This window comes from Allobosea sp. FW305-C-101 (genome assembly GCF_058783685.1).
On the sequence record NZ_JBYSYT010000006.1, the window covers coordinates 190,969 to 216,044 of the forward strand.

General features: G+C 67.3%; 23 protein-coding genes. 10 read left to right on the forward strand and 13 right to left on the reverse strand.

Annotated features, from left to right (window positions below; translation table 11 throughout):
- Positions 1-93: 93 nt before the first annotated feature.
- Both AC3WMA_RS22820 and AC3WMA_RS22825 read right to left on the reverse strand, forming a co-directional pair.
- A complete protein-coding gene (locus AC3WMA_RS22820) occupies positions 94-1,524 on the reverse strand; it encodes an aldehyde dehydrogenase family protein (protein ID WP_492287614.1) in 1,431 nt (476 codons plus the stop codon).
- A 248-nt stretch (positions 1,525-1,772) separates the two neighbouring features.
- Positions 1,773-2,210 carry an Lrp/AsnC family transcriptional regulator gene (locus AC3WMA_RS22825; protein WP_293799244.1) on the reverse strand — a complete coding sequence of 146 codons (438 nt, stop codon included), beginning with the start codon at positions 2,208-2,210 and terminating at the stop codon, positions 1,773-1,775.
- Positions 2,211-2,338: 128 nt separating this feature from the next.
- On the opposite strand from AC3WMA_RS22825, the gene ocd reads away from it, so the two are divergent.
- The gene (ocd, locus tag AC3WMA_RS22830) at positions 2,339-3,397 is read left to right on the forward strand and encodes an ornithine cyclodeaminase (protein WP_492287615.1); all 1,059 of its coding nucleotides are present in this window, start codon (positions 2,339-2,341) and stop codon (positions 3,395-3,397) included.
- A 3-nt stretch (positions 3,398-3,400) separates the two neighbouring features.
- On the opposite strand, the gene AC3WMA_RS22835 is transcribed toward ocd, so the two are convergent.
- From AC3WMA_RS22835 to ilvA, 3 genes are all read right to left on the reverse strand, one after another.
- The gene (locus AC3WMA_RS22835; RefSeq protein ID WP_492287616.1) at positions 3,401-4,279 is read right to left on the reverse strand and encodes a LysR substrate-binding domain-containing protein; all 879 of its coding nucleotides are present in this window, start codon (positions 4,277-4,279) and stop codon (positions 3,401-3,403) included.
- 10 nt (positions 4,280-4,289) lie between these two features.
- On the reverse strand, positions 4,290-5,336 hold the full coding sequence (locus AC3WMA_RS22840; RefSeq protein ID WP_492287617.1) for a YeiH family protein: 1,047 nt from the start codon (positions 5,334-5,336) through the stop codon (positions 4,290-4,292).
- A 223-nt stretch (positions 5,337-5,559) separates the two neighbouring features.
- Positions 5,560-7,083 carry a threonine ammonia-lyase, biosynthetic gene (gene ilvA / locus AC3WMA_RS22845; RefSeq protein WP_492287618.1) on the reverse strand — a complete coding sequence of 508 codons (1,524 nt, stop codon included), beginning with the start codon at positions 7,081-7,083 and terminating at the stop codon, positions 5,560-5,562.
- A gap of 191 nt (positions 7,084-7,274) precedes the next feature.
- Between ilvA and AC3WMA_RS22850 the strand changes: the two genes are divergently transcribed.
- Both AC3WMA_RS22850 and AC3WMA_RS22855 read left to right on the forward strand, forming a co-directional pair.
- The gene (locus AC3WMA_RS22850) at positions 7,275-8,870 is read left to right on the forward strand and encodes a gamma-glutamyltransferase family protein (protein WP_492287619.1); all 1,596 of its coding nucleotides are present in this window, start codon (positions 7,275-7,277) and stop codon (positions 8,868-8,870) included.
- 247 nt (positions 8,871-9,117) lie between these two features.
- A complete protein-coding gene (locus AC3WMA_RS22855) occupies positions 9,118-10,131 on the forward strand; it encodes a Gfo/Idh/MocA family protein (RefSeq protein ID WP_492287645.1) in 1,014 nt (337 codons plus the stop codon).
- Between the two features lie 9 nt (positions 10,132-10,140).
- Here the strand turns inward: AC3WMA_RS22855 and AC3WMA_RS22860 are convergent, their stop codons facing one another.
- The 5 genes from AC3WMA_RS22860 to pdxH form a co-directional block, all read right to left on the reverse strand.
- Positions 10,141-10,410 carry a hypothetical protein gene (locus AC3WMA_RS22860; RefSeq protein WP_348521636.1) on the reverse strand — a complete coding sequence of 90 codons (270 nt, stop codon included), beginning with the start codon at positions 10,408-10,410 and terminating at the stop codon, positions 10,141-10,143.
- 181 nt (positions 10,411-10,591) lie between these two features.
- Entirely contained in the window at positions 10,592-11,038 is a 447-nt protein-coding gene (locus AC3WMA_RS22865) for a TIGR02301 family protein (protein WP_492287620.1), read from the reverse strand.
- Positions 11,035-11,517 (reverse strand): NUDIX hydrolase, encoded by a 483-nt coding sequence (locus tag AC3WMA_RS22870; RefSeq protein WP_492287621.1) that lies wholly within the window; start codon positions 11,515-11,517, stop codon positions 11,035-11,037. The genes AC3WMA_RS22865 and AC3WMA_RS22870 overlap by 4 nt, the downstream gene beginning before the upstream one ends.
- 16 nt (positions 11,518-11,533) lie before the next feature.
- Complete coding sequence (locus AC3WMA_RS22875; RefSeq protein ID WP_492287646.1) at positions 11,534-12,256, reverse strand: SDR family NAD(P)-dependent oxidoreductase; 723 nt, start codon at positions 12,254-12,256, stop codon at positions 11,534-11,536.
- 67 nt (positions 12,257-12,323) lie between these two features.
- On the reverse strand, positions 12,324-12,938 hold the full coding sequence (gene pdxH, locus AC3WMA_RS22880) for a pyridoxamine 5'-phosphate oxidase (RefSeq protein WP_492287622.1): 615 nt from the start codon (positions 12,936-12,938) through the stop codon (positions 12,324-12,326).
- A 124-nt stretch (positions 12,939-13,062) separates the two neighbouring features.
- Here pdxH and AC3WMA_RS22885 point away from each other — a divergent pair, with 124 nt between their 5' ends.
- The 3 genes from AC3WMA_RS22885 to fabI all read left to right on the forward strand — a co-directional run bounded on the left by AC3WMA_RS22885 (position 13,063) and on the right by fabI (position 15,613).
- The gene (locus AC3WMA_RS22885) at positions 13,063-13,533 is read left to right on the forward strand and encodes an RT0821/Lpp0805 family surface protein (protein WP_492287623.1); all 471 of its coding nucleotides are present in this window, start codon (positions 13,063-13,065) and stop codon (positions 13,531-13,533) included.
- A gap of 148 nt (positions 13,534-13,681) precedes the next feature.
- Positions 13,682-14,617, forward strand: coding sequence for a DnaJ C-terminal domain-containing protein (locus AC3WMA_RS22890; RefSeq protein WP_492287624.1), 936 nt, complete (start codon positions 13,682-13,684; stop codon positions 14,615-14,617).
- Between the two features lie 156 nt (positions 14,618-14,773).
- On the forward strand, positions 14,774-15,613 hold the full coding sequence (fabI, locus tag AC3WMA_RS22895) for an enoyl-ACP reductase FabI (RefSeq protein WP_306224018.1): 840 nt from the start codon (positions 14,774-14,776) through the stop codon (positions 15,611-15,613).
- A 60-nt stretch (positions 15,614-15,673) separates the two neighbouring features.
- On the opposite strand, the gene folK is transcribed toward fabI, so the two are convergent.
- From folK to folP, 3 genes are read right to left on the reverse strand one after another with little or no spacing between them, the layout of a single operon-like run.
- The gene (folK, locus tag AC3WMA_RS22900) at positions 15,674-16,189 is read right to left on the reverse strand and encodes a 2-amino-4-hydroxy-6-hydroxymethyldihydropteridine diphosphokinase (RefSeq protein WP_492287625.1); all 516 of its coding nucleotides are present in this window, start codon (positions 16,187-16,189) and stop codon (positions 15,674-15,676) included.
- The gene (folB, locus tag AC3WMA_RS22905; protein ID WP_492287626.1) at positions 16,179-16,553 is read right to left on the reverse strand and encodes a dihydroneopterin aldolase; all 375 of its coding nucleotides are present in this window, start codon (positions 16,551-16,553) and stop codon (positions 16,179-16,181) included. The genes folK and folB overlap by 11 nt, the downstream gene beginning before the upstream one ends.
- Complete coding sequence (gene folP, locus AC3WMA_RS22910; RefSeq protein ID WP_492287627.1) at positions 16,550-17,392, reverse strand: dihydropteroate synthase; 843 nt, start codon at positions 17,390-17,392, stop codon at positions 16,550-16,552. Before folP ends, folB begins: the two co-directional genes overlap by 4 nt.
- Before the next feature lie 140 nt (positions 17,393-17,532).
- On the opposite strand from folP, the gene AC3WMA_RS22915 reads away from it, so the two are divergent.
- From AC3WMA_RS22915 to ribB, 4 genes are all read left to right on the forward strand, one after another.
- The gene (locus tag AC3WMA_RS22915; RefSeq protein ID WP_492287628.1) at positions 17,533-18,129 is read left to right on the forward strand and encodes a histidine phosphatase family protein; all 597 of its coding nucleotides are present in this window, start codon (positions 17,533-17,535) and stop codon (positions 18,127-18,129) included.
- A 250-nt stretch (positions 18,130-18,379) separates the two neighbouring features.
- A complete protein-coding gene (locus tag AC3WMA_RS22920) occupies positions 18,380-22,399 on the forward strand; it encodes a Pls/PosA family non-ribosomal peptide synthetase (protein WP_492287629.1) in 4,020 nt (1,339 codons plus the stop codon).
- A gap of 73 nt (positions 22,400-22,472) precedes the next feature.
- Positions 22,473-23,591 carry a chorismate synthase gene (gene aroC, locus AC3WMA_RS22925; RefSeq protein ID WP_492287630.1) on the forward strand — a complete coding sequence of 373 codons (1,119 nt, stop codon included), beginning with the start codon at positions 22,473-22,475 and terminating at the stop codon, positions 23,589-23,591.
- A 200-nt stretch (positions 23,592-23,791) separates the two neighbouring features.
- A complete protein-coding gene (gene ribB, locus AC3WMA_RS22930) occupies positions 23,792-25,072 on the forward strand; it encodes a 3,4-dihydroxy-2-butanone-4-phosphate synthase (RefSeq protein ID WP_492287631.1) in 1,281 nt (426 codons plus the stop codon).
- Positions 25,073-25,076: the final 4 nt, after the last annotated feature.

Consider the following 25,076-nt stretch of genomic DNA (forward strand, 5'->3'; position numbering starts at 1 on the left):
CCTGAGCCTCTCAATCGATTGAAACGAGCTTAAAATGAAGGCCCGGTGGCTTTTTGGTCCACCGGGCCTCGTCGTCGTCAGATCGCTATCCGATCAGGCCGCGGCGTAGCCGACCGTGCCCTTGATCTCCAGGAACTCCTCGAGGCCGAAATCGGCGTATTCGCGGCCGTTGCCGGACTGCTTGTAGCCGCCGAAGGGCGCGCCGGCGTCCCAGGCCGGATAGTTGATGTAGACATTGCCCGAGCGCATCTGCGCGGCGATGCCGCGAGCGCGCTCCTGCGAGCCGGACTGGACATAGGACGCCAGGCCGTAAGGCGTGTCGTTGGCGCGCTCCACCACCTCATCGTCGCTCTTGTAGGGCAGGATCGACAGCACGGGGCCGAAGATCTCCTCGCGGGCGATGGTCATGTCGTCGGTGACGCCGCCGAACACGGTCGGGCGGACATAGTAGCCGCGGTTGAGGCCTTCCGGACGGCCGGTGCCGCCGGTGACCAGCGTCGCACCTTCCTTGATGCCGGCCTCGATCAGGCGCTGGATCTTCTCGTACTGGACCTCGCTGACGACCGGGCCGAGGAAGACGCCATCCGCCGAGGGGGCACCGACCTTGAGCGGCTCGGCCACCTGCTTGGCGATGGCGAGGGCTTCCTCATGCAGCTTCTCCGGCACGAACATCCGGGTCGGCGCGTTGCAGGACTGGCCCGAGTTGCGCATCACGCTCTCGACGCCGAGCTTCACCGACTTCTTCAGGTCGGCATCATCAAGGATGATGTTGGCCGACTTGCCGCCGAGCTCCTGATGGACGCGCTTGACCGTGTCCGCCGCCGCCTTGGCGACGAGGATGCCGGCGCGCGTCGAGCCGGTGAAGGAGACCATGTCGACGCCGGGATGGCGCGAGATGGCTTCACCGACCGTCGGGCCATCGCCGTTGACGAGGTTGAACACACCCTTCGGCACGCCGGCCTCCTCCATCGCCTCGGCGAAGATGATGGCGTTGAGCGGGGCGATCTCGGAGGGCTTCAGCACCATCGTGCAGCCGGCGGCTAGCGCGGGCGCGACCTTGCACATGATCTGGTTGAGCGGCCAGTTCCACGGCGTGATCATGCCGACGACGCCGATCGGCTCCTTGGCGATCAGGGTCGTGCCGCGCAGCTCCTCGAACTCGAAGTTTTCGAGCGTCTCGATCATCTTGGCGAGATGGGCGGTGCCCATCGCGGCCTGCGCGCGGTGCGCCAGCTCCTTCGGCGCGCCCATCTCGCGCGACAGGATGTCGGCGATATCGTCGTAGCGCTTCTTGTAGGCCTCGGCGAGGCGGCGCATCAGGGCGAGGCGCTCGGCCTTGGAGGTCTTGGCGAAGGCCGGGAAGGCGGCGCGGGCTGCAGCGACGGCCTTGTCGACATCGGCCTGCTCGCCGAGCGCGATCGTGGCGAAGACCTCTTCGTTCGACGGGTCGATCACGCCGAGCGTGCGGCTGCCCGACGGCTTCACCCACTGGCCGTCGATATAGAATTCGAGCTCATGTGCCATGGTCTGGTTTCCTGCCTCATCTTGGCTCGTGGCACGGACAACCTGCCGGAAGCGGCCGGATATCGATGCCCCGAGCGGGAACTGTGGGTGTCCGACGCGAACGGGCGGCCTTGCGCGATCATGCATCGCCGGCCGCCACCAACGCTGTATCTGACGGGGCACAACGTTAGGGGGCGGATGCGCGCCTGTCACGGGGCGCCACGCCGCGTTTGCGGATGGCCGCCATGCAGCGGCGCTTCTTGCGGGGGCTAGAGCCGCGCCTTGACGCTACGCGGCGTCGCCAGCAGCAGGCTGGTCTCGCTGTTGGTGACGCCGGGGATCATGCGGATGCGCCGGAGCACCTGATCGAAAGCGATCAGGTCGGAGGTACCAAGCTCGACGACAAGGTCCCAGTTGCCGTTGGTGGTGTGGATGCTGGAGACCTCGGTGAAGCCCGAGAGCGCATCGATCACCGAATCCGCTGCCTGACCGGCGATCTCGATCATCGTGATGCCGCGCACCGGCAGGTCGATCGCGTCCGAGCGCAGGATCACGGTGAAGCCGATGATCTCGCCGGATTGCTCCAGCTTCTCCAGCCGCGCCCGCACCGTCGCCCGCGTCAGGCCGAGATCGGCGGCGAGGTCCGAGATGCTGCGGCGCCCGTCATGACGCAGCAGGGTGATGAGCTTGCGGTCGAGATCGTCCATCGTCCGAAATGGATAGATGACTTTACCATATCGATCAATCTTGGCGCCGATCTGGTCGTTTTGGCTTCTTCCGCCTGCCGCCAAAAACAGGGACAATGGCTCCTTCAACGAGAACAGTGCGGGGACCCATGATTCACCAGCTCAACGTCGTGCCTTTCGTCAGCGTCGACCACATGATGAAGCTGGTCCATGCGATCGGTATCGAGCGGATGCTGTCCGAGATCGCCGCCTATATCGAGGACGATTTCCGGCGCTGGGAAATCTTCGACAAGACGCCGCGCATCGCCTCGCACAGCCTCGAAGGCGTGATCGAATTGATGCCGACCAGCGACGGCAAGCTCTACGGCTTCAAATACGTCAACGGCCATCCCAAGAACATGAAGGCGGGCCTCCAGACGGTCACGGCCTTCGGCCTGCTCTCGGATGTCGCGACCGGCTATCCCGTCCTGCTCTCCGAGATGACCATCCTGACCGCGCTGCGCACGGCAGCGATGTCGGCGGTGGCGGCGAAGCACCTTGCACCCAAGAACGCTTCGACCATGGCGATCATCGGCAATGGCGCCCAGTCCGAATTCCAGGCCTTTGCCTTCCGCGCGATCCTCGGCATCGAGAACCTGCGGCTCTATGACGTCGATCCGGCCGCGACCGAGAAATGCGCCCGCAACCTCGCCCGCCACGGCTTCAAGATCACCCGCTGCGCCACCGCGATGGAGGCGGTCGAGGGCGCCGAGATCGTCACCACCGTCACGGCCGACAAGCAGTATGCGACGATCCTGACCGACAACATGGTCGGCGCTGGAATCCATATCAACGCGGTCGGCGGCGACTGCCCCGGCAAGACCGAGATCCACCGCGACGTGCTGCTGCGCTCGTCGATCTTCGTCGAGTATCCGCCGCAGACCCGCATCGAGGGCGATATCCAGCAGCTCGATGCCGACCATCCGGTCGAGGAGCTCTGGAAGGTCATCACCGGGGCGGCTCAAGGCCGGACCGACGCCCGCCAGATCACGATGTTCGACTCGGTCGGCTTCGCGATCGAGGACTTTTCGGCGCTGCGCTATGTCTACGAGCGCATCCGCGAGGCCGGCACCTATGTCGATCTCGACCTGATCGCCGATCCCGACGATTCCCGCGATCTCTTCGGCATGCTGATGCGCGCCGCGCCGGGCGCCGCCGCGGCGGCCTGAGCGTCAGCCAGCCTGACTGAGCGCGAGGAACGCTGCCGCCGCCTTGGCGAGGTAGCGTTCCTTGTGCCGAAGCGCGAGGAAGCGGCGCCTCGGCAGCGGCAGCGCCACGGTGGCGAGCCGCCCGGCGGCGATCGCATTGGCGGCGACGAGCCGCGAGATCGCGGTCGCGCCCGCGCCGGCCGCAACGGCTGCGCAGATGGCTTCATTGGACGGGAGTTCCAGCGCAATGGCGAGATCGGTCGTCGCGAGGCCGAGCCCCGGCAACGCCGCCTCGAACATCGCCCGCGTCCCCGAGCCCGGTTCGCGCAGAACCCAGGCGCCTTGCGACAGCTCCGCGGAGGAGGGCGTCGCTTTCAACCAGGAATGGCCGGGAGGCACGACGATGACGAGTTCGTCCTCGGCGACCTCAGTCATCGCCAGTGCCGGGTCGTCGATCTCGCCCTCGATGAAGCCGAGATCGGCCGCGCCGTCATGGATCGCGGCGCTGACCGTCTCGGTATTGCCGATCGCGAGCGAGACGGCGATGCCGGGATGCTCGCGGCGGAAGCGCTGGATCAGCGGCGGCAGCCAGTAATTCGCCACGGTCTGGCTTGCCATCAGCGCAAGCGAGCCGCGCGCCAGCCCCGAGAGATCGGACAGCACCGCCTCCGCTGCTGTCGCCCGCGCCAGCACGGCGCGCGCCTCGATCAGAAAGAGGCGACCGGCCTCGGTCAGGACGATACGCCGGCCGATCCGGTCGAACAGCTTGGTCGCATAGCGCGCTTCCAGCGTCGCGATCGCGGAACTCACCGCCGATTGGGTGAGGTTGAGGGCGCGGGACCCTTGCGTCAGGTGTTCCCGTTCCGCGACGGCGACGAAGATGCGGAGCTGTTCGAGCGTCATGCGCCCGAGCTTACGCGGCGAGCTTCACCAGCAGAAGGCTGAAGCAGGCGATGAACAGGAAGGCGGCGAGCCCGAGCAGCAGCGGGCGCAGGCCCTTGGCCTTGAGCTTGCGGAGATCGGTCTCCAGCCCCATCGCGGCCAGCGCTATCGAGAGCAGGAAGGTGGTCACCGTGACGATGCCGGCCTTGGCATCGGCGGGAATGCTGACGAGGCTGTTGAGCCCCACCATCGCGATGAAGCCGAGCACGAACCAGGGCATCGGCGCCTTGGCCTGAGTACCGGCATCGCCCTTGCCGCGGGCGAGCCGCGCCGCCATCAGCCCGAGCGTGATCACGACCGGTGCCAGCATCATCACCCGCGACAGCTTGGCGACCGTGCCGAACTCGCCGGCCTGCTGCCCGCCCTGGAAGGCAGCGGCGACGACCTGCGCGATCTCATGGATCGAGGCGCCCGTCCACAGGCCATAGGCATGGGCATCGAGATGCAGCAGCCCCGGCAACAGCGGATAGGCGAACATCGCGATCGAGCCGAAGACGGTGACGCAAGCCACCGCATAGGCGACATCCTCGTCGGGCGCCTGCGTCACGGTATTGGTCGCGATCACCGCCGAGGCGCCGCAGATCGAAGTGCCCGCCGCGATCAACTCAGCCAGCTTGCGCTCGACGCCGATCCGCCGGCCGAGCCAGGTGGTGAAGAGGAAGGTCGAGACCAGCGTCAGCGCGATCACGGCGATGCCGCTGAAGCCCACCGCCATCACCTGCGCCACGGTGAGCTGGAGCCCGAGCAGGATGATGGCGAAGCGCAGCACCTTGCGCATGGCGAAGGCGACACCCGCCTTTGCGCGCGCCGGCGTGCCGACGAGGTTGTGGAAACCGATGCCGATCAGGATGGCCAGGATCATCGGGCTGAAGGCGCCGAGCCCCGGCACCTGCCGCAAGGCGAAACCGGCCGCCGCGATCGTGCCGGCAAGCAGCAGGCCGGGGCCGATGGGGAACCATGACGCACCAGATGCCGCAGGGGCAGGCTGCGCGAGGTTCTGCGGGGCGTAAGAGGACATTGACCAGCTCTCCGATGCTGGTCAGGAAATATTCTTCTCCGTCCGATCGATCCAATGCATAATATCAAACGTATCATTCGATCTGAACGAATGATTTCGCGCCGTCATTATCGGGCGAAGCGTAGCGCAGACCCGAGAATCTCACGACGAGAAAGCGCCAGAGCCCCGTCTGGAAGGAGATGCTCGGGTCAAGCCCGAGCATGACGGCGGCATGGCTTCGCGATCAGCCCGGCATCTCCGCCAGGAACGAGAGATAGGCCGGGTTGTCGCTCTCGCTCCAATAGGGGTAGCCGAGGGCATCGAGACGCTTGGCGAGCTGGCTGCGCTGGGCCGGCGGAATTTGGATGCCGGCGAGGATGCGTCCGTAATCGGCGCCGTGGTTGCGGTAGTGGAACAGCGAGATGTTCCAGTCGGCCGAGAGGCTGTTGAGGAACTTCAGCAGCGCGCCCGGCCGCTCCGGAAACTGGAATCGGAAGATCAGTTCGTCGCCGAGCCCCGGCGCCTTGCCGCCGACCATGTAGCGGATATGCAGCTTGGCGAGTTCGTTATCGCTCATGTCGAGCACGGGATAGCCGTGCTCGGACAGCATCGCGATGATCTGGCGCTTCTCGGCATCGCCCTCGGACAACTGCACGCCGACGAAGATGCGCGCGGCCTTCGGATCGGAATAGCGGTAGTTGAACTCGGTGATGGCGCGCCGGCCGAGCAGTTCGATGAAGGCGCGATAGGCGCCGGGCCTCTCGGGGATGGTCACGGCCAGCAGCGCCTCGCGATGCTCGCCGATCTCGGCCCGCTCGGCGATATGGCGCAACCGGTCGAAATTCATGTTGGCGCCGCTATTGATCGCGATCAGCGCGCCGGTACGTTTAGGCTCACGCTCAGCATAGGTCTTCAGGCCGGCGAGGCTGACGGCGCCGGAGGGCTCGGCGATGGCGCGGGTATCCTCGAAGATATCCTTCACCGCCGCGCAGATCTCGTCGGTCGAGACGGTGACGACCTCGTCGAGCAGCTCTCGGCAGAGCCTGAATGTCTCCTCGCCGGCCTGCCGCACGGCGACGCCGTCGGCGAAGAGGCCGACCTGATCGAGCACGATCCGCTCGCCTGCTGCGATCGCGCCGGCCATGGAGGCGGCGTCTTCCGGCTCGACGCCGATCACCTTGATCTCCGGCCGCAGGAATTTTGCGTAGACCGCGACGCCGGCCGCGAGCCCGCCGCCGCCGATCGGCACGAAGATCGCCTCGATCGGTTCGGAATGCTGACGCAGGATTTCCATGCCGACCGTGCCCTGGCCTGCGATGACGTCTGGATCGTCATAGGGATGGACGAAGGTCAGGCCCTTTTCGGCTTCGAGCTTGCGGGCATGGCCATAAGCCTCGTCGAAATTCTCGCCATGCAGGACGACGCGCCCGCCGAGGCTGCGCACCGCCTGCACCTTGATGTCCGGCGTGGTGCGCGGCATCACGATGGTCGCCTTGATGCCGAGCTTCTTCGCCGCCAGCGCCACGCCCTGCGCATGGTTGCCGGCGGAGGCGCAGATCACGCCGCGCTCGGCCTCGACTGTCGAGAGGCCGGCGATCTTGTTGTAGGCGCCGCGCAGCTTGAACGAGAAGACGGGCTGCAGATCTTCGCGCTTAAGGAGCGCGCTGCCGCCGAGCCGGGCGGAGAGCCGCGGCAGCGGGTCGAGCGGGCTTTCGATCGCGACGTCATAGACGCGCGCCCCGATGATCTTGCGGATGTAGTCTTGCATGGCAGGCCCGTCCTTCGGACGCGGCGATAGTCCGATGTGCGGTTATGTCAATCGAGATCGTTGCGTGCGGCGAGGGACGGGTGGTGCCGGCCATGCGCTTGGCGGGATTGCCAAGCCTATGGCCGGCGCGCCAAAGCGTTGGGAGAAACAAGGCGTCGCGCAACGATGGCGTCGCAGAGGTGGAGACGAGCATGAGCTGGGGCGTTCGCGATTTCATGGTGCCGGGCCGGCCGGTTGCGGTCGGTGATCGCGGCATGGCGGCGACTTCGCATCCGGCCTCGACGCTGGCGGCGGTCGAAATCCTGCGCAACGGCGGCAACGCCATCGATGCTGCCATCGCGGCTGTGGCCGTCCAGGCCGTGGTCGACCCGCACATGACCGGCATCGGTGGCGATTGCTTCGCGATCTATGCGCCGGCCAATGGCAAGATGGTCGCGATCAACGGCTCGGGCCGTTCGGCCGCCAAGGCCGAGCTCGGCTGGTTCCTCGGCCAGGGCATGACCTCGATCGCAGCGGATTCGCCCCATGCCGTCACGGTGCCCGGCGCCATCGACGCCTGGTGCCGCCTCGTTGCTGACCATGGCAGCAAGAGCCTCGACGAGATCTTCGCAGCCGCGATCCGCGCTGCGGAAGAAGGCTTCGTGGTGACGCCGCGCGTCGCGCTCGACTGGGCCAAGGCTCGCGGCCGCATCGAGAAGCACGGCCTCGGCAATGCCGTGTACCTGCCGGGCGGCAATCCTCCGGCGGTCGGCGACAAGATGGTCCACCCCGCGCTCGGCAACATGCTGCGCCGCATCGCCCGCGAGGGCCGCTCGGCCTTCTACGAGGGCGAGCTTGCGCAGGACATGGTCTCGGTACTGAACGCGGCCGGCAGCCTGATCAGCCTTGAGGATTTCGCCGCCTCGAAGCCGGATTATGTCGATCCGATCGGTGCCGATTATCGCGGCCACCGCCTCTGGGAATGCCCGCCGAACGGCCAGGGCATCGCGGCGCTGCTGATCGCGCGCATCCTCGAAGGCCTCGACATGAAGGACGAGAAGCTCAGCGAGGCCGATCGCATCCATCTCCTCGCCGAAGCCAGCAAGGCCGCCTATCGCCAGCGCGACGCGCTGGTCGCCGACCCGGCTGTCAGCCCCTTCGACACGGACGCCTTCCTCTCCGACCAGTTCGTCGGCCGCATCCGTGGGGAGATCAGCCTGGAGAAGGCGGCGGCGCCGGAAACTTTCGACATGCCGCTGCACAAGGACACGATCTATCTCTGCGTCGTCGACGGCGCCGGCAACATGGTGTCCTTCATCAATTCGCTGTTCTCCGCCTTCGGCAGTGGCATCTATGCGGCGAAGGCCGGCGTCATGCTGCAGAACCGCGGCTCGGGCTTCCGCCTGATCGAGGGGCACCCGAACGCCATCGCCCCGCGCAAGCGCCCGTTCCACACGATCATTCCGGGCATGCTCGCCAAGGACGGCAAGCCGATCATGCCGTTCGGTGTGATGGGCGGCCAGTACCAGTCGACCGGCCATGCCCATTTCCTCTCCGGCATCCTCGACCGCGGCTTCGATCCGCAGCAGGCCTCGGATGCGCCGCGCAGCTTCGCCTATGACGGCAAGCTCTCGCTGGAGACGACGATTCCCGCGAGCATCGCCGCCGATCTGAAGGCGCGCGGCCATGACGTGGTCTGGGCCGAGGAGCCGCTCGGCGGCTGCCAGGCGATCTGGGTCGATCACAAGCGCGGCGTGATGTTCGGCGCTTCCGACCACCGCAAGGACGGCTTCGCGCTGGCGGTGTGACGCTGTTGGATTAGCTCGGAACCACGGTGTCATCCCGGACGGAGCGCAGCGGAGCTCCGGGATCCATCGTAGAGCGCAGCGCCGTTCGATGGATCCCGGGACAAGCCCGGGATGACGGCGTGTTTTTGCGGACCGCGGACGAGGCAAACGACGTCGCGCACACGCGGCTTTAACGCCCCTCCGCTATCGCTCGTCGCCAGCGAGGGAGGGGCGCGTGGCGCAGGACAGGCCATTCGGCTGGGGGATCATGGGCACCGGCACGATTGCCGGGCTCTTCGCCGCCGATCTCGGCTTGCTGCCGCAGGCGCGCATCGCCGCCGTGCACTCGCGCTCGCTCGATAAGGCGCAAGGCTTCGCCGCGCGCTTCGGCGAGGCGAAAGCCTATGACGACGAGGCTGCCTTCCTCGCCGATCCCGCGATCGAGGCGGTCTATATCGCGACGCCCAACCATCTCCATGCCGCGCAGGCGCTGAAGGCCATAGCGGCCGGCAAGCCGGTCCTGATCGAGAAGCCGATCGCGCTGGCCAGCGCCGATGTGGAAGCGATCGCGCAAGCGGCCGGCGCGCGCGGCATCTTCGCGATGGAGGCGTTGTGGAGCCGCTTCCTGCCGGCTGTCCGCCGGGCGCGCGATGAGGTTGCGGCTGGCCGCATCGGCAAGGTCCGGCGCATCCGCGCCGATCTCTCCTATCTCCATCCCGAAGAGGCCGGCAGCCGCTTCTTCGATCCGGCTCTCGGTGGCGGTGCCGCCTTCGATCTCGGCGTCTATCCGCTGTCGCTGGCCCTGCAGCTGCTGGGCGAGCCGCAGGCCGTGAGCGGGAGCTGGCTTGCCGCCGGAACCGGCGTCGACCGGCGCAGCTCCTTCCGGTTGGATTATCCCGCGGCTTTGGCCGAGCTCTCCTGCGGCTTCGATCGGACCGGAACGAACCGGCTGCTCGTCGCAGGTGAGAGCGGCGGATTGATCTTCGAGGCGCCGTTCCTGAAGGCCCAGCGGTTGAGCTGGTATGCCGATGCCGGCCGCGCGCTTGCAGCTTACGAACGCCGAGCGGGCAGCATGGCGCGCCTGCTCGACCGCCTGCCTAAGTCCGGCCGGGTCAGCGAAAACTTCGCCTTTGCCGGCAACGGCCTTCAGTTCCAGGCCGAGGCGGCGATGGCGGCGATTCGTGCGGGGAAGAGCGCCTGCGCGGAGATGCCGCTCGGCGACAGCGCGGCCGTGCTGCGGATCATCAAAATGGTTCGGGCACACCCGGCGGCAGCGCCCTGATCGACTTGTTCAGTGGCGCGTGCCGCAGGTGAAGGCGCCGCAGCGGACCTTGTCGGCCAGCGTCTCTGCGAAGGTCGCGGTGGCGTCCTCGCCATAGGTCTCGACCAGCGTCCGCAGGGCCGCGAACAGCGCGGCATGGGCCATGGCGTCGGGATCGAGCCCGTCCTGCTGCGCCTCGTTGAAGGCGTCCTCGACATAGCCATAGGCCACGCGGCGGACGTCGCCGTGGTCCTCGGCAAGATTCGGGTCGAGCATCGTGTCGTCTGGCTGGATCGGCATCGAAACGGGACTCTGAGCCTTCTGTCTGACGCGAATCGCGGCGGATATGCCCCGGATCGCGACGGTTGGGCGATGCTCAAGACATAAGCCGTGCCAGAGCGGCACGCTACCACGGCGTTTAAGAAAGGTTAACGCGACCGGGAAAATCCGGTGGAAGAAGCCTTACGGCAACAGCTGTTGCCTAGCCGCCATAGCGCCCGGCGAGCGCCCGCGACAGCACCTCGCCCTCGGCCGCCAGCCGGGACGAAGCCTCCTGGCTGGCCTCGGTACAGGAGCGATGCGTCAGGGAATAGGCCTTGAAGCCGCGATTGAAGGCTGCGGTTAACCGGTCGCGGCGCTGCGGCGTCCGGCCCTCGGCTTCGATCAGCGCGGTCATCCGCGTCCGCCAGTCCTGCGCCTCGCGTCCGCCGCAGAGCGTCCTGAGATAGGCGAGCGATCCCATGATCTCGGACAATTGCAGGAGCTGGGGCTCATAGGGCGGGGCGGCTGGTTCAGCCGGCGGTTGCTCGGCGGGCTTGGTCGCGGGGGGCTTCGCGGCAGGTTGCGGGGGCCGCTGCTGTGCTTCCACCGCGATCGGCAGCAGGAGCAGGGCGGCCAGAAGCGCCTGATGGCGAGGCCCGATTCTCATGATGCCGAGGCGCCGGTCGTGAAGAGCTGATGGGCCCGGCGCAGGACGTCACCGAGCTCGCGCGTCGTCGCGAGCCCGCCGAGCTTCAGCGGATCGGCCCACATCACCGCGCCGGCCTCAGGCCCCGTGTGCGGTTCGCCGGAGAGCCATTCGCCGATGAAGGATGCGACGACGAAATGATGCGTCACGGCGCCCTTGGCGTCGCGGCCGAAGATCTCGACATGGCGGTTGAAGCCGAGGATGCGGGCGGCGACGCCGACCTCCTCCTCCAGCTCGCGCAAGGCTGCTTCCTCAAGCGTCTCACCGGCTTCGACCTTGCCGCCCGGCAGTGACCAGAGCTGGTCGGCCGGCGGCTTCGTCCGGGTCGCCAGCAGAACCTTGCCGTCGCGGAAGACGGCGACGGAGGCTGCCAGCACCGGTCGCGCCGCGGCCCGCCCTGGTGCGGGGAAGCGGATGACCTGGCCGCCGTCTTCGCTCATGCCAGCGGCTCACGCATCAAACGTGCTGCCCGCCATTGATGTGCAGCTCCGAGCCGGTGACGTAGCTCGAGGCGTCCGTGCACAGGAAATAGATCGCCTTGGCGACCTCGTCGGGCTTGCCGAGGCGCTGCATCGGCAGGGTCGCGACGATCTTCTCGGTGCCGGGTGACAGGATCGAGGTGTCGATCTCGCCGGGCGAGATCGCATTGACGCGCACGCCGAACGGGCCGAAATCGGCGGCCATCTCACGGGTCAGGCTGGCGAGCGCCGCCTTCGAGGTCGCATAGGCCGCCCCGGCGAAGGGGTGGACGCGCGAGCCCGCGATCGAGGAGACGTTGACGATCGCGCCCTTGGCGACCGTCAGCTCGTCGAGCAGGCCGCGCGCCAGCATGATCGGCGCGAAGAAATTGACTTGGAAGACCTTGTGCCAGTCGTTGAAGGAGGTCGTGGCGGCGCCGAGCCGCTCGCCCTTCGGCCCCTTTGGCGAGATGCCGGCATTGTTGACCAGCGCGTTGAGCTTGCCGCCCTCGACGGCCAGCCGCTTCTTGATCTCGGCGATGCCCCGCATCGTGTCCTCGGGGTCGCCGAGATCGATCTGGATATGATCGTCGGCGCCGGACGGCCACGGGCATTTGTCGGAAAAGGCCTGACGCGAGCAGGACAGGATGCGCCAGCCCGCCATGGCGAACTGCATCACCGTGGCGTGGCCGATGCCGCGGCTCGCCCCGGTCAGCAGCATGACCGGGCGCTTGCCCGGTTCGGTCTTCGGAAAATCGAACGTGGGCATCGCCATGTGGCTGAGATCCTCAGGGGTAGAAGCGCGTCTTCGTCCAGGGCGCGTCGGTCGCGTCGCGGCGGAAGATGATGCGGTCATGCAGACGGAAGGCGCCGTCGCGCCAGAACTCGATATAGGTCGGGGTGATGCGAAACCCGCGCCAGTAGGGCGGACGCGGAATCTCGCCGATGCCGAATTTCAGTGTGTAGCTCGCCACCGCCTTCTCCAGCGCGAAACGGCTCTCCAGCGGTCGCGACTGCTGCGAGGCCCAGGCACCGATGCGGCTGTCGCGTGGGCGGGACTGGTAATAGGCGTCCGATTCGGCGTCGGTGACGAGCGCGACATGGCCGCGGATACGGATCTGCCGCCGCAGGCTCTTCCAGTGGAACAGCGCGGCGGCCTTTGGCTGGCCGAGCAACTCCTGCCCCTTCTGGCTTTCGGTATTGGTGTAGAACACGAAACCATCAGGCCCATGGCCCTTGAGCAGCACCATGCGGCTGTTCGGCATGCCCTCGGCATCGACGGTCGAGAGCGCCATGCCGGTCGGGTCGTTCGGCTCGGACTTCGTGGCCTCGTCCAACCACTTATGGAACAAGGCGAAAGGCTCGTTTTCCTCGGTGAAGTCACCGCTCGTTAACGGTTGCACGTTCTAATCCTCGGGTAGTTGAAGTGGGCGTCGGGCGAGCGCAGAAGTGATCCGAGTTCGGGCGTTTGGCTTATATAGGGCAGGGGCGGGGGCGTTCCCAAGCCTTAACCGTTGCGCAGCCCCCATGCGCCCGCTGGCTGCCGCGATGCTGCTGGGGCTGCTCAGCGCCGGTTGCTCGGTGTCCTTTCCGATTCTCGGCCTGTCGAGCAAGAGCGAGGACGAGGTCGCTGCGACCTCGGCGATGACGACCTCATCGGTCCTCCCTGCGCGAGGCGGCGATCGCGCCGGTCCGCTCGCCAGCCTGGCAACGGAACTCGGGCCGGAAGACATGCGCCGCGCCGATGGAGCGATGGGCGTGGCGCTCGATCCACAGGGCAATGGCGCCGCCGTTTCCTGGGACAATCCCCAGAGCGGCATCAAGGGCTCTTTCATTCCGGTCGGTGTGCCGTTCCTGCGCTCCGACGAGATCTGCCGCGCCTTCATCGCCAGCGTCCAGACACAAGCCCGGCCGGTCAAGCTCCAGGGCACGGCCTGCCGCCCTTCGGGCGGCGAATGGGCCGTCAAGGACATGGGCCCCTGGAAGGACCTGAGCTAGCTTCACGCCGCTTGCGTCGGTGTCGTGCCGGGTGCAAAACGGCCTCGTTCAGGTGTTGCGCGTACGCCACACCGTCCCCACATGAGGTGAAGCGGACGGCTGGCGGTTTTTGGCGCCGGCCGTTCGACTTTGTGTGAAAGAGGTTTGAATGCGCGATCCCTATCAGGTTCTGGGCGTCGCCCGCGGCGCGAGCGATGCGGAACTCAAGAAGGCTTTCCGCCGCCGCGCCAAGGAGCTGCACCCGGACCGCAATCGGGACGACCCCAAGGCGCAGGACAAGTTCTCCGAACTCAACACGGCCTATGAGATCCTGGGTGACGAGGCCAAGCGCAAGCAGTTCGACCGCGGCGAGATCGATGCCGAGGGCAAGCCGCGCTTCCAGGGCTTCGAGGGCATGGGTGCCGGCCGCGGCGGGCGCAGCGGTGGCTTCGAGTTCAATTTCGGCCAGGGCGGCGGCAATCCCTTTGGCGGTCGCGCCGGTCCGGGCGGCGGAGCGGGTGATGCCGGCTTCGACGCTTCCGACATCTTCTCCTCGCTCTTCGGCGAGGGTTCCCGGCGCGCCCGTGGCAAGCCGGAGCCGCAGAAGCCGCCGGAGCAGAGCTTCACGCTCGAGGTCACGCTGGCGCAGGCCACGACCGGCGGCACCCGCCGGGTCAAGCTGCCGGGGGGCCGTGAGGTCGAGATCACCATCCCCGAGGGGGTTAGCGACGGCAAGGTGATGCGCCTGCGCGGGCTCGGCCAGACCGATCCGTTCTCGGGCGAGGCCGGCGACGTGATGATGACCATCAAGGTGAAGCCGGATTCCCGCTTCATCGTCGATGGCAACGACCTGCGCACGCGCGTCGCGGTGCCGCTCGCCAAGGCCGTGCTCGGCGGGCCGCTGCATGTGCCGACCCTGACCGGCGCGGTCGAGATGAACATCCCGCCGCTGACCGGCACGACCCGGCAGTTCCGCCTGCGCGGCAAGGGCCTCAAGGGTGAGAAGGGTGCTGTCGGCGACCTGTTCGTCGCCATCGATATCGAGATGCCGGCAAGCGACGCCGAGCTCACGGCGCTGATGAAGGCGCGGGACGAGGCGAACTGAGCCGGCTCCGGCGCCAGCACGGCTGAAAACGGGGTGCGCGGGCCGCGGATCGCGGCCTTATGCATGATTCAGCCGTGGAGGCGGGCATCAAAAGCGGTTCCCGTTTCCCTGCGACTGTTCTAAGAGACCTGCTCGTCATTCATCTGCGGGTCTCCCATGCCTGATTCCAACGCCGTTTCGCCGACCGCCAATCTCCTCAAGGGCAAGCGCGGGCTCGTGATGGGCGTCGCGAACAACCGCTCCATCGCCTGGGGCATTGCCAAGGCGGCGGCGGACGCGGGTGCGGAACTCGCCTTCACCTATCAGGGCGATGCGCTGAAGAAGCGCGTCGAGCCGCTCGCCAAGGAACTCGGCGGCCATGTCGTCGGCCATTGCGACGTCACCGACGGCGCCACGATCGACGCGGTCTTCGCTGAGGTCGAGAAGCTCTGGGGCAAGCTCGACTTCGTCGTCCACTGCATCGCATTCTCCGACAAGGACGAACTGACCGGCCGCTATGTCGAGACCAGCGAGGCGAATTTCACCAAGTCGCTGCTGATCTCCTGCTATTCCTTCACCGCGATTACCCAGCGCGCCGAGAAGCTGATGCCGGATGGCGGCGCCATGCTGACCCTGACCTATTACGGCGCCGAGAAGTGGATGCCGCATTACAACGTCATGGGCGTCGCCAAGGCTGCGCTGGAATCGAGCGTGCAATATCTCGCCGCCGATCTCGGCCCCTCGAAGATCCGCGTCAACGCGATCTCGGCCGGCCCGATCAAGACGCTGGCGGCCTCGGGTATCGGCGATTTCCGCTACATCCTGCGCTGGAATGAGTACAACTCGCCGCTGCGCCGCACGGTCACCATCGAGGAGGTCGGCGAGACCGCGGTCTTCCTTGTCTCCGACATGTCGCGCGGCATCACCGGCGAGATCATGCATGTCGACGCCGGCTACCATGTCGTCGGCATGAAGGTGCCGACCGCGCCGGACATCTCCCTCGACAAGGGCGAGTGACACCGCTCATCGGATCGACCGGCGACGTGCGCCTGATCGACCCGATGTCGAAGTGGTGAGCTAAGCTTCCAGCAGTGCCTTCAACCGATCCGTCGCGGCTTCGTCGCGGCGGATCGTTTCGTCTGTGGCGGCGGCGAGCAACTCGGTCACGCTGCGCCCGCCGATCAGGCGCTGCGGCAGAATCTCGGCCAGCGGTGTCAGCACGAAGGCGCGTTCGGGGATGCGCGGATGCGGGATCTGCAACCGCGCCTGGTCGATGATCGCATCGCCATAGGTCAGGATGTCGATATCGAGCGTGCGCGGTCCCCAGCGCTCGCGACGCTCGCGGCCGCCGGCGCGCTCCAGCTCCAGGCAGAAGGCGAGCAGGTCCGCCGGTTGCAGCGAGGTCTCGACCAGCGCCGCCATGTTGAGGAATTCCGGCTGGTCGGTCTTGCCCCAGGGCGGCGTGCGATAGATCGAGGACAACCGGCCGAGCGTCACGCTGGAATGCTCGCGCAGCCCCTTCAGCGCCGCGGCGAAGGCCGCGACGGGGTCGCCGATATTGCCGCCGAAGGCGAGTGCGGCTTCAACCTTCACGCTGGAACCTCAACTGGATGCCGACCGAGCCGAGCGTCGCCGGGATCGGCGGGGCCGGCTTGCGCAAGGTGACCTCGACGCCCGCGACGGTCGGGAAGGCGTCGAAAAGCGCCAGCGCCACGGCGCGCGCCGCGCCTTCCAGCAGATGATAGCGGCGGGCCGTGAAAGCCTCGGCCACGATCGCGACGGCCCGGCCGTAATCGACGGTATCAGTGAGCCGGTCGCTGGCGGCCGCGGCGCGCAGGTCGGCATCGAGCACGAGGTCGAGCACGAAGCGCTGGCCGAGCCGCTCCTCTTCCGAGAAGAAGCCATGATAGGCGTAGATATCGAGTTTCTCGATCAGGATGCGGCCGGTTTCGCTCACAGGTCTGCTTTCATGCTGTCTTCGATGGCGGCCCAGGTCTTGAGCGCGTCGATATGCGGGGCGACGTCATGGGCGCGGATGATGGCGGCGCCGCGGCTCGCGCCATAGAGATGCGCGGCGATGCTGGCGGCGAGCCGCTCGGCCGGAACCTCGCGGCCGGTGATGCGGCCGAGCGTCGATTTCCGGGAGGCGCCGAGCAGGACCGGGCAGCCGAGCACGGCGAGCCGGTCGAGATGGCGGATCAGGTCGAGATTCTGCCTGACCGTCTTGCCGAAACCAATGCCGGGATCGACGACGATCTGGCCTTGCGGGACGCCGGCTTGCGTCGCGATCGCGATGGAGCGTTCGAGGAAGCGCAGCACCTCGTCGAAGATGTCGAGCGAGGCATCGATGCTCTCGCGGTTATGCATCAGGATGATCGGCGCGCCGGCTTGCGCCGCGACCGCGGCGATGCGGGGATCGCGTTGGGCGCCCCAGACATCGTTGACGATCGAGGCGCCGGTTGCGAGCGCCGCTTCCGCGACATCGGCCTTGTAGCTGTCGATCGAGATCGGCGTCTCGACCTTGGCCTTCAGCCCGGTGATCACCGGCAGCACGCGCGCCATCTCGGTCGCGGCATCGACAGTCGCATGGCCGGGCCTGGTCGATTCGCCGCCGATATCGACGATGGCGGCGCCCTCGGTCGCGAGGCGCGCGCCATGGGCGACGGCCGCTTCCGCGGTTGCCAGCAGCCCGCCATCCGAGAACGAATCGGGCGTCATGTTGACGATGCCCATGACGAGCGGCGTCGCGGGAAGCGCGAGGCTGCGGCCGTCGGGCAGGGTGAGGGCAGGGGGCATGCTGTTCCGCTAGTGACGAGGCAAGGGCGCTATACACACGCCGTGTAATTTCGGCCACAGAAAGCGGCCGATTGTCGCCATCGCCGGAAAGCGCCGGGAAGAGCTTTGACCCTGCTGGTGCCGGCGTGCAGAAGCGAGACATGGTTCCGCTATCGCTTCCTCACCGCCTCATCCTCGTCCGCCATGGCGAGACCGATTGGAATCGGGAGGGCCGGCTGCAGGGCGGGCAGGATATTCCGCTGAACGATCTCGGCTGCCGTCAAGCCGCCGAGGCCGCAGGCCGCCTGAAGGCGCTGGAGCCGGCTTACGCAGATCTCGATTATATCGGCTCGCCGATGCAGCGGGCGCGCGAGACCATGGACATCCTCCGGCGTGAGCTCGCCTTGCCGGCCGGCGAGTACCGTGTCGACGATCGCCTGCGCGAATTGACCTTCGGCGCGTGGGAAGGCTTCACCTGGCGGGACATCCGCAAGGCCGAGCGCGAGCAGGCGCATCTGCGCGAGCGCGACAAATGGGGTTTCGTGCCGCCGGGCGGCGAGAGCTATCGCATGCTGGCCGAGCGGATCCGCCCGGTTCTGGCAGAACTCCAGCGTGAGACGGTGATCGTCAGCCATGGCGGCGTCGCGCGCGCCGTGCTGGCGCTGGTCGGGGCGGTGGCGCCGCGCGAGGCCTCGATGGTCGAGATCTGGCAGGGCAAGCTGCTCGTCGTCAACGGGAACAAGGCAGACTGGATCTGAGTTTGCACGCGGCGGGATCACGGCGGCGCGGGCGGCATTCATGGCCGGTTCAGGCGTGATTTTGCAGGGAGAATATGCTAGCGAGGCGTTGTGATGCGGCGGCCTGCCCGGCCGGGGGGCTCACGCGGATGTCGCGAGGCGGGAGCGACGATTCCGGTTTTCTTCACGAGGTGCGTGATAGGGCGCCATACGGCCGAAGGCAGGGTCTGCCGCGGTGTCAGCGGCGGGCCTTTCAGCGCAACGGGGCGCGATGAACGATATGACGAAGCTGTCGGCGGCGTCTGACGCGGCTGCCGCCAACCCCCTCGCCATGCTGGCCGGCGAGAAGCGTCCCGATTTGATTCGGGACGAGGTGCTGGCCGAGATTTTTGCGGCCACTGCCGCGCTTCGCCCCGATCACCCCGCTCTCACCGACCGCGAGCGCCGCCTGAGCTATGCCGAGGTCTGGGCCGAGGCCGGGCGTCAGGCCCGCGGCCTCCAGCTTGCCGGCATCGGGCCCGGCGACATGGTTGGGCTGTGGATGCCGCGCGGCATCGACCTCCTCGTCGCGCAGATCGCGATCACCCGCGCGGGCGCGGCCTGGATTCCCTTCGATGCCGAAGCGCCGGTCGAGCGCATCGCGACCTGCCTCGACGATGCCCAGGCCAAGGGCATCGTCACCTGCGCCGGCTGGGTCGGCCGGGCCGAGGCGACGGAGCGCGCCGTCTGGACGCCCGAGGGCCTTGCCGCGGGCGCCGATGGAACAGAGCCGCCGGCGCGTCCGGCGGGACTCACCGCCGATCATCCTGCCTATCTGATCTATACCTCGGGCTCGACGGGCACGCCCAAGGCGATCGTCATCAGCCACCACAACATCTGCCATTTCCTGCGCTCCGGAAACGCGCTCTACGGCTTCGGGCCGGACGACGTCGCCTTCCAGGGCGCTTCCGTCGCCTTCGACCTGTCGATGGAGGAGATCTGGACGCCCTATCTCGTCGGCGCGACCCTCTTCGTCGCCTCGCCCGAGATGATGGGCGATGCCGAGAAGCTGCCGGCGATTCTGAACGAGGCCGGGGTCACCATCATCGACACCGTGCCGACGCTGCTCGGCATCCTGCCGGCCGACGTGCCCTCGCTGAAGCTGATCCTGCTCGGCGGCGAGGCGCTGCCGCCGGCGATCGTGCAGAAATGGTCGAAGCCCGGCCGGCGCATCCTCAACACCTATGGGCCGACCGAGGCCACGGTCGTCGCGACGGCTGCCGAGGTCGTGCCCGGCGAGACCGTGACCATCGGCAAGCCGATCCCGAACTACACGGCCTACATCGTCAGCGAGGACATGCGCCTCGTCCATCCGGGCGAGCAGGGCGAATTGCTGATCGGCGGCCCCGGTGTCGCCAAGGGCTATCACGGCCGCCCCGAGCTGACGGCCGAGAAGTTCATCGCCAACCCCTTCACGGGCGTCGCAGGCGAGGGCGATCCGATCCTCTACCGCTCGGGCGATGCCGTCAGCCTCGATGCCGACGGCAACATCGTCTTCCACGGCCGCATCGACGACCAGATCAAGATCCGCGGCTTCCGCGTCGAACTCGGCGAGATCGAGTCCAAGCTTGCCGATGAGCCGGGTGTCGCGCAGGCGGCGGTCGTGCTGCGCACCGATGACGGTATCGAGCGCCTCGTCGCCTTCGTCGTGCCCGAGCCCGGCGTCGCGGTCGACGGGCCGGTTCTGCGGGCGGCGCTGCGCGAGAAGCTGCCGCCTTATATGGTGCCGGCGCATTTCGAGGCGGCCGGCTCCTTGCCGCGCATGGTCTCCGGCAAGGTCGACCGCAAGATGCTGAAGGCGGCGCCCCTGACGGCGCCCAGCGCCGATGGCGAGCAGGAGCCGCCGCGCAACGCGACGGAAGCCGCGCTGCTGGAGGCGGCCAAGCGGGTGCTTGGCACGACGAGCCTGCCGCTCGAAGCCGATTTCTTCATCGATCTCGGCGGGCACTCGTTGCTCGCGGCCCGCTTCATCTCGATCGTACGCGAGACGCCGGCCTATGCCGGTATCACGCTGCAGGATGTCTATGCCGCCCGCACGCTCCGGGCGATGGCTGTGCTGCTCGACGAGCGCGGCGTCGCCGTGGCCGAGGATCTCTCCTTCACGCCGCCCCCCTTCCTGCGGCGCTTCCTCTGCGGCCTCGCCCAGGCCGCGGCGCTCCCAGTCATCATCGGCCTTGCGACGGCGCAATGGCTCGGCGTCTTCGTCACCTACATGATCCTCTCGGGCGAGGACCTGCCGCTGCTCGGCCAGATCGCGGCGCTGCTCGGCGTCTATGTCGCGATCATCGTCGTCACCGGCCTCATCGCCATCGCGCTGAAATGGCTGGTGCTTGGCCGCACGAAGCCGGGCGTCTATCCGCTCTGGGGCGTCTATTATTTCCGCTGGTGGTTCGCCGCCCGCGTCGCCGGGCTCGTCCATATCAAGTGGCTTCAGGGCACGCCGGTGATGCGCTTCTACTGGCGCCTGCTCGGCGCCAAGGTCGGGCGCGACGTTATCATTTCCGACTACGAAGCCGGCGCCATCGACCTGATCGAGATCGGCGAGGGCACGAGCTTCGGCTCCAAGACCACCTTCGCCAATGGCGAGGCGATCGGCGACAAGCTGATCATCGGCCGGATCACCATCGGCAAGGACGTCTCCGCCGGCGCCTCGGTCGTGCTCGGCCATGGCGCGGTCATCGGCGACCATGCCGAGATCGGCGACCTCACCGCGATCGCGCCCGGCGCCCATGTCGGCGAGGCCGAGATCTGGGACGGCACGCCTGCTCGCAAGATCGGCATGGTCGATGTCGCGGCCCTGCCGCAGCAGGCCGAGGCTTCGGCCGGCCGGCGCGCGCTGCTGACGGCCTTCTACATCCTGATGCTGGTCGTGCTGCCGCCGGTCAGCCTGCTGCCGATCTTCCCGGCCTTCTGGCTGTTCGACAAGATCGACTACTGGATCGCCGGCTGGACCGAGATCAGCTATCTCTGGTTCCTGCCGATCCTGACCTGGCCGACCGCGATCGGCCTGATCTCCTTCACCGTCCTGCTGATGGCGGGCCTGCGCTGGGCGATCCTGCCGCGGGTGACCTCTGGCTCCTGGTCGATCCATTCCAGCTTCTACGCCCGCAAATGGACGGTGGCGCTGGCGACCGAGGTGACGCTGGAGACGCTCTCCTCGCTCTTCGCCACCATCTATATGCGCGCCTGGTATCGGCTGATGGGCGCCAGTATCGGCAAGGGTGCGGAGATCTCGACCAATCTCTCCGGCCGCTATGATCTGACCGGCATCGGCGCGGGCAACTTCATCGCCGACGAGGTCGTCTTCGGCGACGAGGACATGCGCCGCGGCTATATGCGCCTCGACGCCACACGCACCGGCGATCAGGTCTTCGTCGGCAACGACGCGGTGGTGCCGCCCGGCGCCGTCATCCCCGATCGCGTGCTGATCGGCATCAAGTCGAAACCCCCGGCCAATGACCGCATGCAGCCCGGCGATACCTGGTTCGGCTCGCCGCCGATCCGCCTGCCGACACGGCAGAAGGTCGATCTCGGCGCGGACTGGACCTACAAGCCCTCTTTCGCCAAGCAGTTCGGGCGCGGCCTGTTCGAGGCGCTGCACACCTCCTTCCCGGCGATGCTGTTCATCACCTTCGGCACGATCGCGGTCGACATGGTGCTGCAGCAGAAGATCAACGAGGGCGATTGGCTCGGCCTCGTCCTCTCCTTCATGGGCGTCGCGGTCGCGATCGCGGTGGTGCAGGCGCTGATCTGCGCCGCCGTCAAGTGGCTGATGATGGGCGTCTACAAGCCCGTGATGAAGCCGATGTGGTCGTGGTGGGCGATGCGCACAGAAGCCGTCGCGGTGATGTACTGGGGCCTCGGCGGCAAGGTGCTGTTCGACTATCTGCGCGGCACGCCGTTCCTGCCCTGGTTCCTGACGCTGTTCGGCGCGAAATACGGCAAGGGCGTCTGGCTCGACTCGACCGATATCACCGAGTTCGACTGCATCAAGGTCGGGGATTTCTGCACCGTGAACGCCCATTCGGCGCTGCAGACCCATCTCTACGAGGACCGGGTCATGAAGGTCGGCCGCGTGCGCCTCGGCAAGGGCGTCTGCGTCGGCGCGGGCGCGACCGTGCTCTACGACACCCATGTCGGCGACTACGCCCAGATCGGCCTGCTCACCGTCATCATGAAGGGCGAGAACCTGCCGGCGCATACGCGCTGGGAGGGCGCGCCCGCAGCGCCGGCGAAGGGGCCGGCGCACTGACGGGATCGGCCCGGAGTTTGACCGCTGGTCCTGCCACGGACTAAGACCCTGCACGTATCTCGCGCAGGCTCCCATGTCGCATAACAGTTTCGGCCATCTCTTCCGCGTCACCACCTTCGGCGAGAGCCATGGGCCGGCCATCGGCTGCGTCGTCGATGGGTGCCCGCCGCTGCTGCCGCTGACCGCGGCCGACATCCAGGGCGATCTCGACCGGCGCCGGCCGGGCCAGTCGCGCTTCACCACGCAGCGTCAGGAGCCGGACGAGGTCCGCATCGTTTCCGGCGTCTTCGCCCGCGAGAGCGATGGCGTGCAGGTCACGACCGGCACTTCGATCGGGCTGCTGATCGACAATGTCGACCAGCGCTCGAAGGACTATTCCGACATCAAGGACAAGTACCGGCCCGGCCACGCCGACTACACCTATGACGTCAAATATGGCATCCGCGATTATCGCGGCGGCGGGCGCTCCTCGGCGCGCGAGACGGCGATGCGCGTCGCCGCCGGCGCCATCGCCCGCAAGGTCGTGCCCGGCATGATCGTGCGCGGCGCGCTCGTGCAGATGGGGCCGCACAAGATCGACCGCGGCAACTGGGATTGGGACGAGATCGGGCGCAACCCGTTCTTCTGCCCGGATGCCAAGGCTGCCGCTTTCTTCGAGGGCTATCTCGACGGCGTCCGGAAGTCCGGCTCCTCGATCGGCGCCGTGCTGGAGATCGTCGCCGAGGGTGTGCCGGCGGGGCTGGGCGCGCCGATCTACGCCAAGCTCGATTCAGAGATCGCCGCCGCGCTGATGAGCATCAATGCGGTCAAGGGCGTCGAGATCGGCGAGGGCTTCGGTGCGGCCGCGCTCTCCGGCGAGGAGAATGCCGACGAGATGCGCGCCGGCAATGACGGCAAGCCGCTGTTCCTCTCCAACCATGCCGGCGGCATCCTCGGCGGCATCTCGACCGGTCAGCCGATCGTTGCCCGCTTCGCCGTGAAGCCGACCTCCTCGATCCTGGCGACGCGCGCGACCGTGACCCGCACTGGCGGCGAGGCGGAGATGTTCACCAAGGGCCGTCACGACCCCTGCGTCGGCATCCGGGCCGTGCCGGTCGGCGAGGCGATGGTCGCTTGCGTGCTGGCCGACCAGTATCTGCGCCATCGCGCGCAGGTCGGCGTCGTCGAGCCGCGCTGGCCGTTCCAGGAGTGACGTAAGGCGTCATTCTCGGGCGAAGCGCAGCGCAAACCCAAGAATCTCTGGCCGGAAGAGGCCCTGGTAAGGAGCCTCCTCGTCATGAGAGGCTCGGGGCAAGCCCGAGCATGACGGTGCTAGAATTATGCATTTCAGCAATACTGAAAATGCATCGACCATTCATTGCGAATGAAGCGGCGCCGTATTAGCTTCGCGTCATGAAGCTCGACGTCTGGCTCCGGCAGAACAAGATCGCGCGCAGCGCCTTCGCAAAGCAGGTCGGCCTGTCGCCGGCCAGCGTGACCGCGCTCTGCAACGACCCCGCCGCCTGGATCTCTCGCGAAAGCGCCGAGCGCATCACCGCCGCTACCGGCGGCGCCGTCACCCCCAACGATTTCCTCGGCCTGTCCGGGCCACGCGAGGCTGCCATGTCCAACAATGTCGCCGAGACCATCGAAGCCTTCGCCCGCGGCGAGATCGTCATCGTCACCGATGACGACGATCGCGAGAACGAAGGCGACCTCATCGTCGCCGCCTCGCTCTGCACGCCGGAGAAGATGGCCTTCATCATCCGCAACACCTGCGGCATCGTCTGCGCGCCGCTGACCGCGAGCGAGGCGCGGCGCCTGCGCCTCGATCCGATGGTCTCCTCGAACGATGCCCCGCTCGGCACCGCCTTCACCATCACGGTCGACGTCAAGCACGGGCTGACCACCGGCATCTCGGCCGAGCAGCGCACCAACACCGTGCGTGCGCTCGCCAACGGCAATATGGGCGCGGCCGATTTCGTCCGCCCCGGCCATGTCTTCCCGCTCATCGCCAAGGATGGCGGCGTGCTGATGCGCTCCGGCCATACCGAAGCCGCGGTCGACCTGTGCAAGCTCGCCGACCTCCCGCAGGTCGGTGTCATCTGCGAACTCGCCAATGACGACGGCACGGTGATGAAGGGCGCGCAGATCACCGCCTTCGCCGAGAAGCACGGTTTGAAGCAGATCACCGTCGCGGACCTGATCGCCTATCGCCAGTCGCGCGAGAAGCTGGTCGAGCGGGTGCATTCCTTCCCGGTCAAGACCGAGTTCGGCGACGTGACCGGCCACGTCTATGTCACGCCCTTCGACAACACCCAGCACTTCGCCTTCGTGATGGGCAAGCTCGGTGACGGCGAGAAGGTGCCGGCCCGTCTGCATCGCGCCGATGTCGTCGCCGACGTGCTCGGCGGTGGAAGCTCGGTCCAGTGCGCGCTGCGGCGCTTCCAGCAGGAAGGCAAGGGCGTGCTGATCTATCTGCGCGACGGCAGCGCCGGCGTGCCGGTCAAGAGCGTCGAGGATGAGAATTCCGACACGCTGCGCAGCCAGCAATGGCGCGAGGTCGGCCTTGGCGCTCAGATTCTGCGCGATCTCGGCGTCCGCTCGATCGTGAACCTCGCCTCCTCGCCGCGCTCCTTCGTCGGCCTCTCCGGCTTCGGCATCGAGATCGCCGGGACGGCGCCGCTGGAATAGGCGC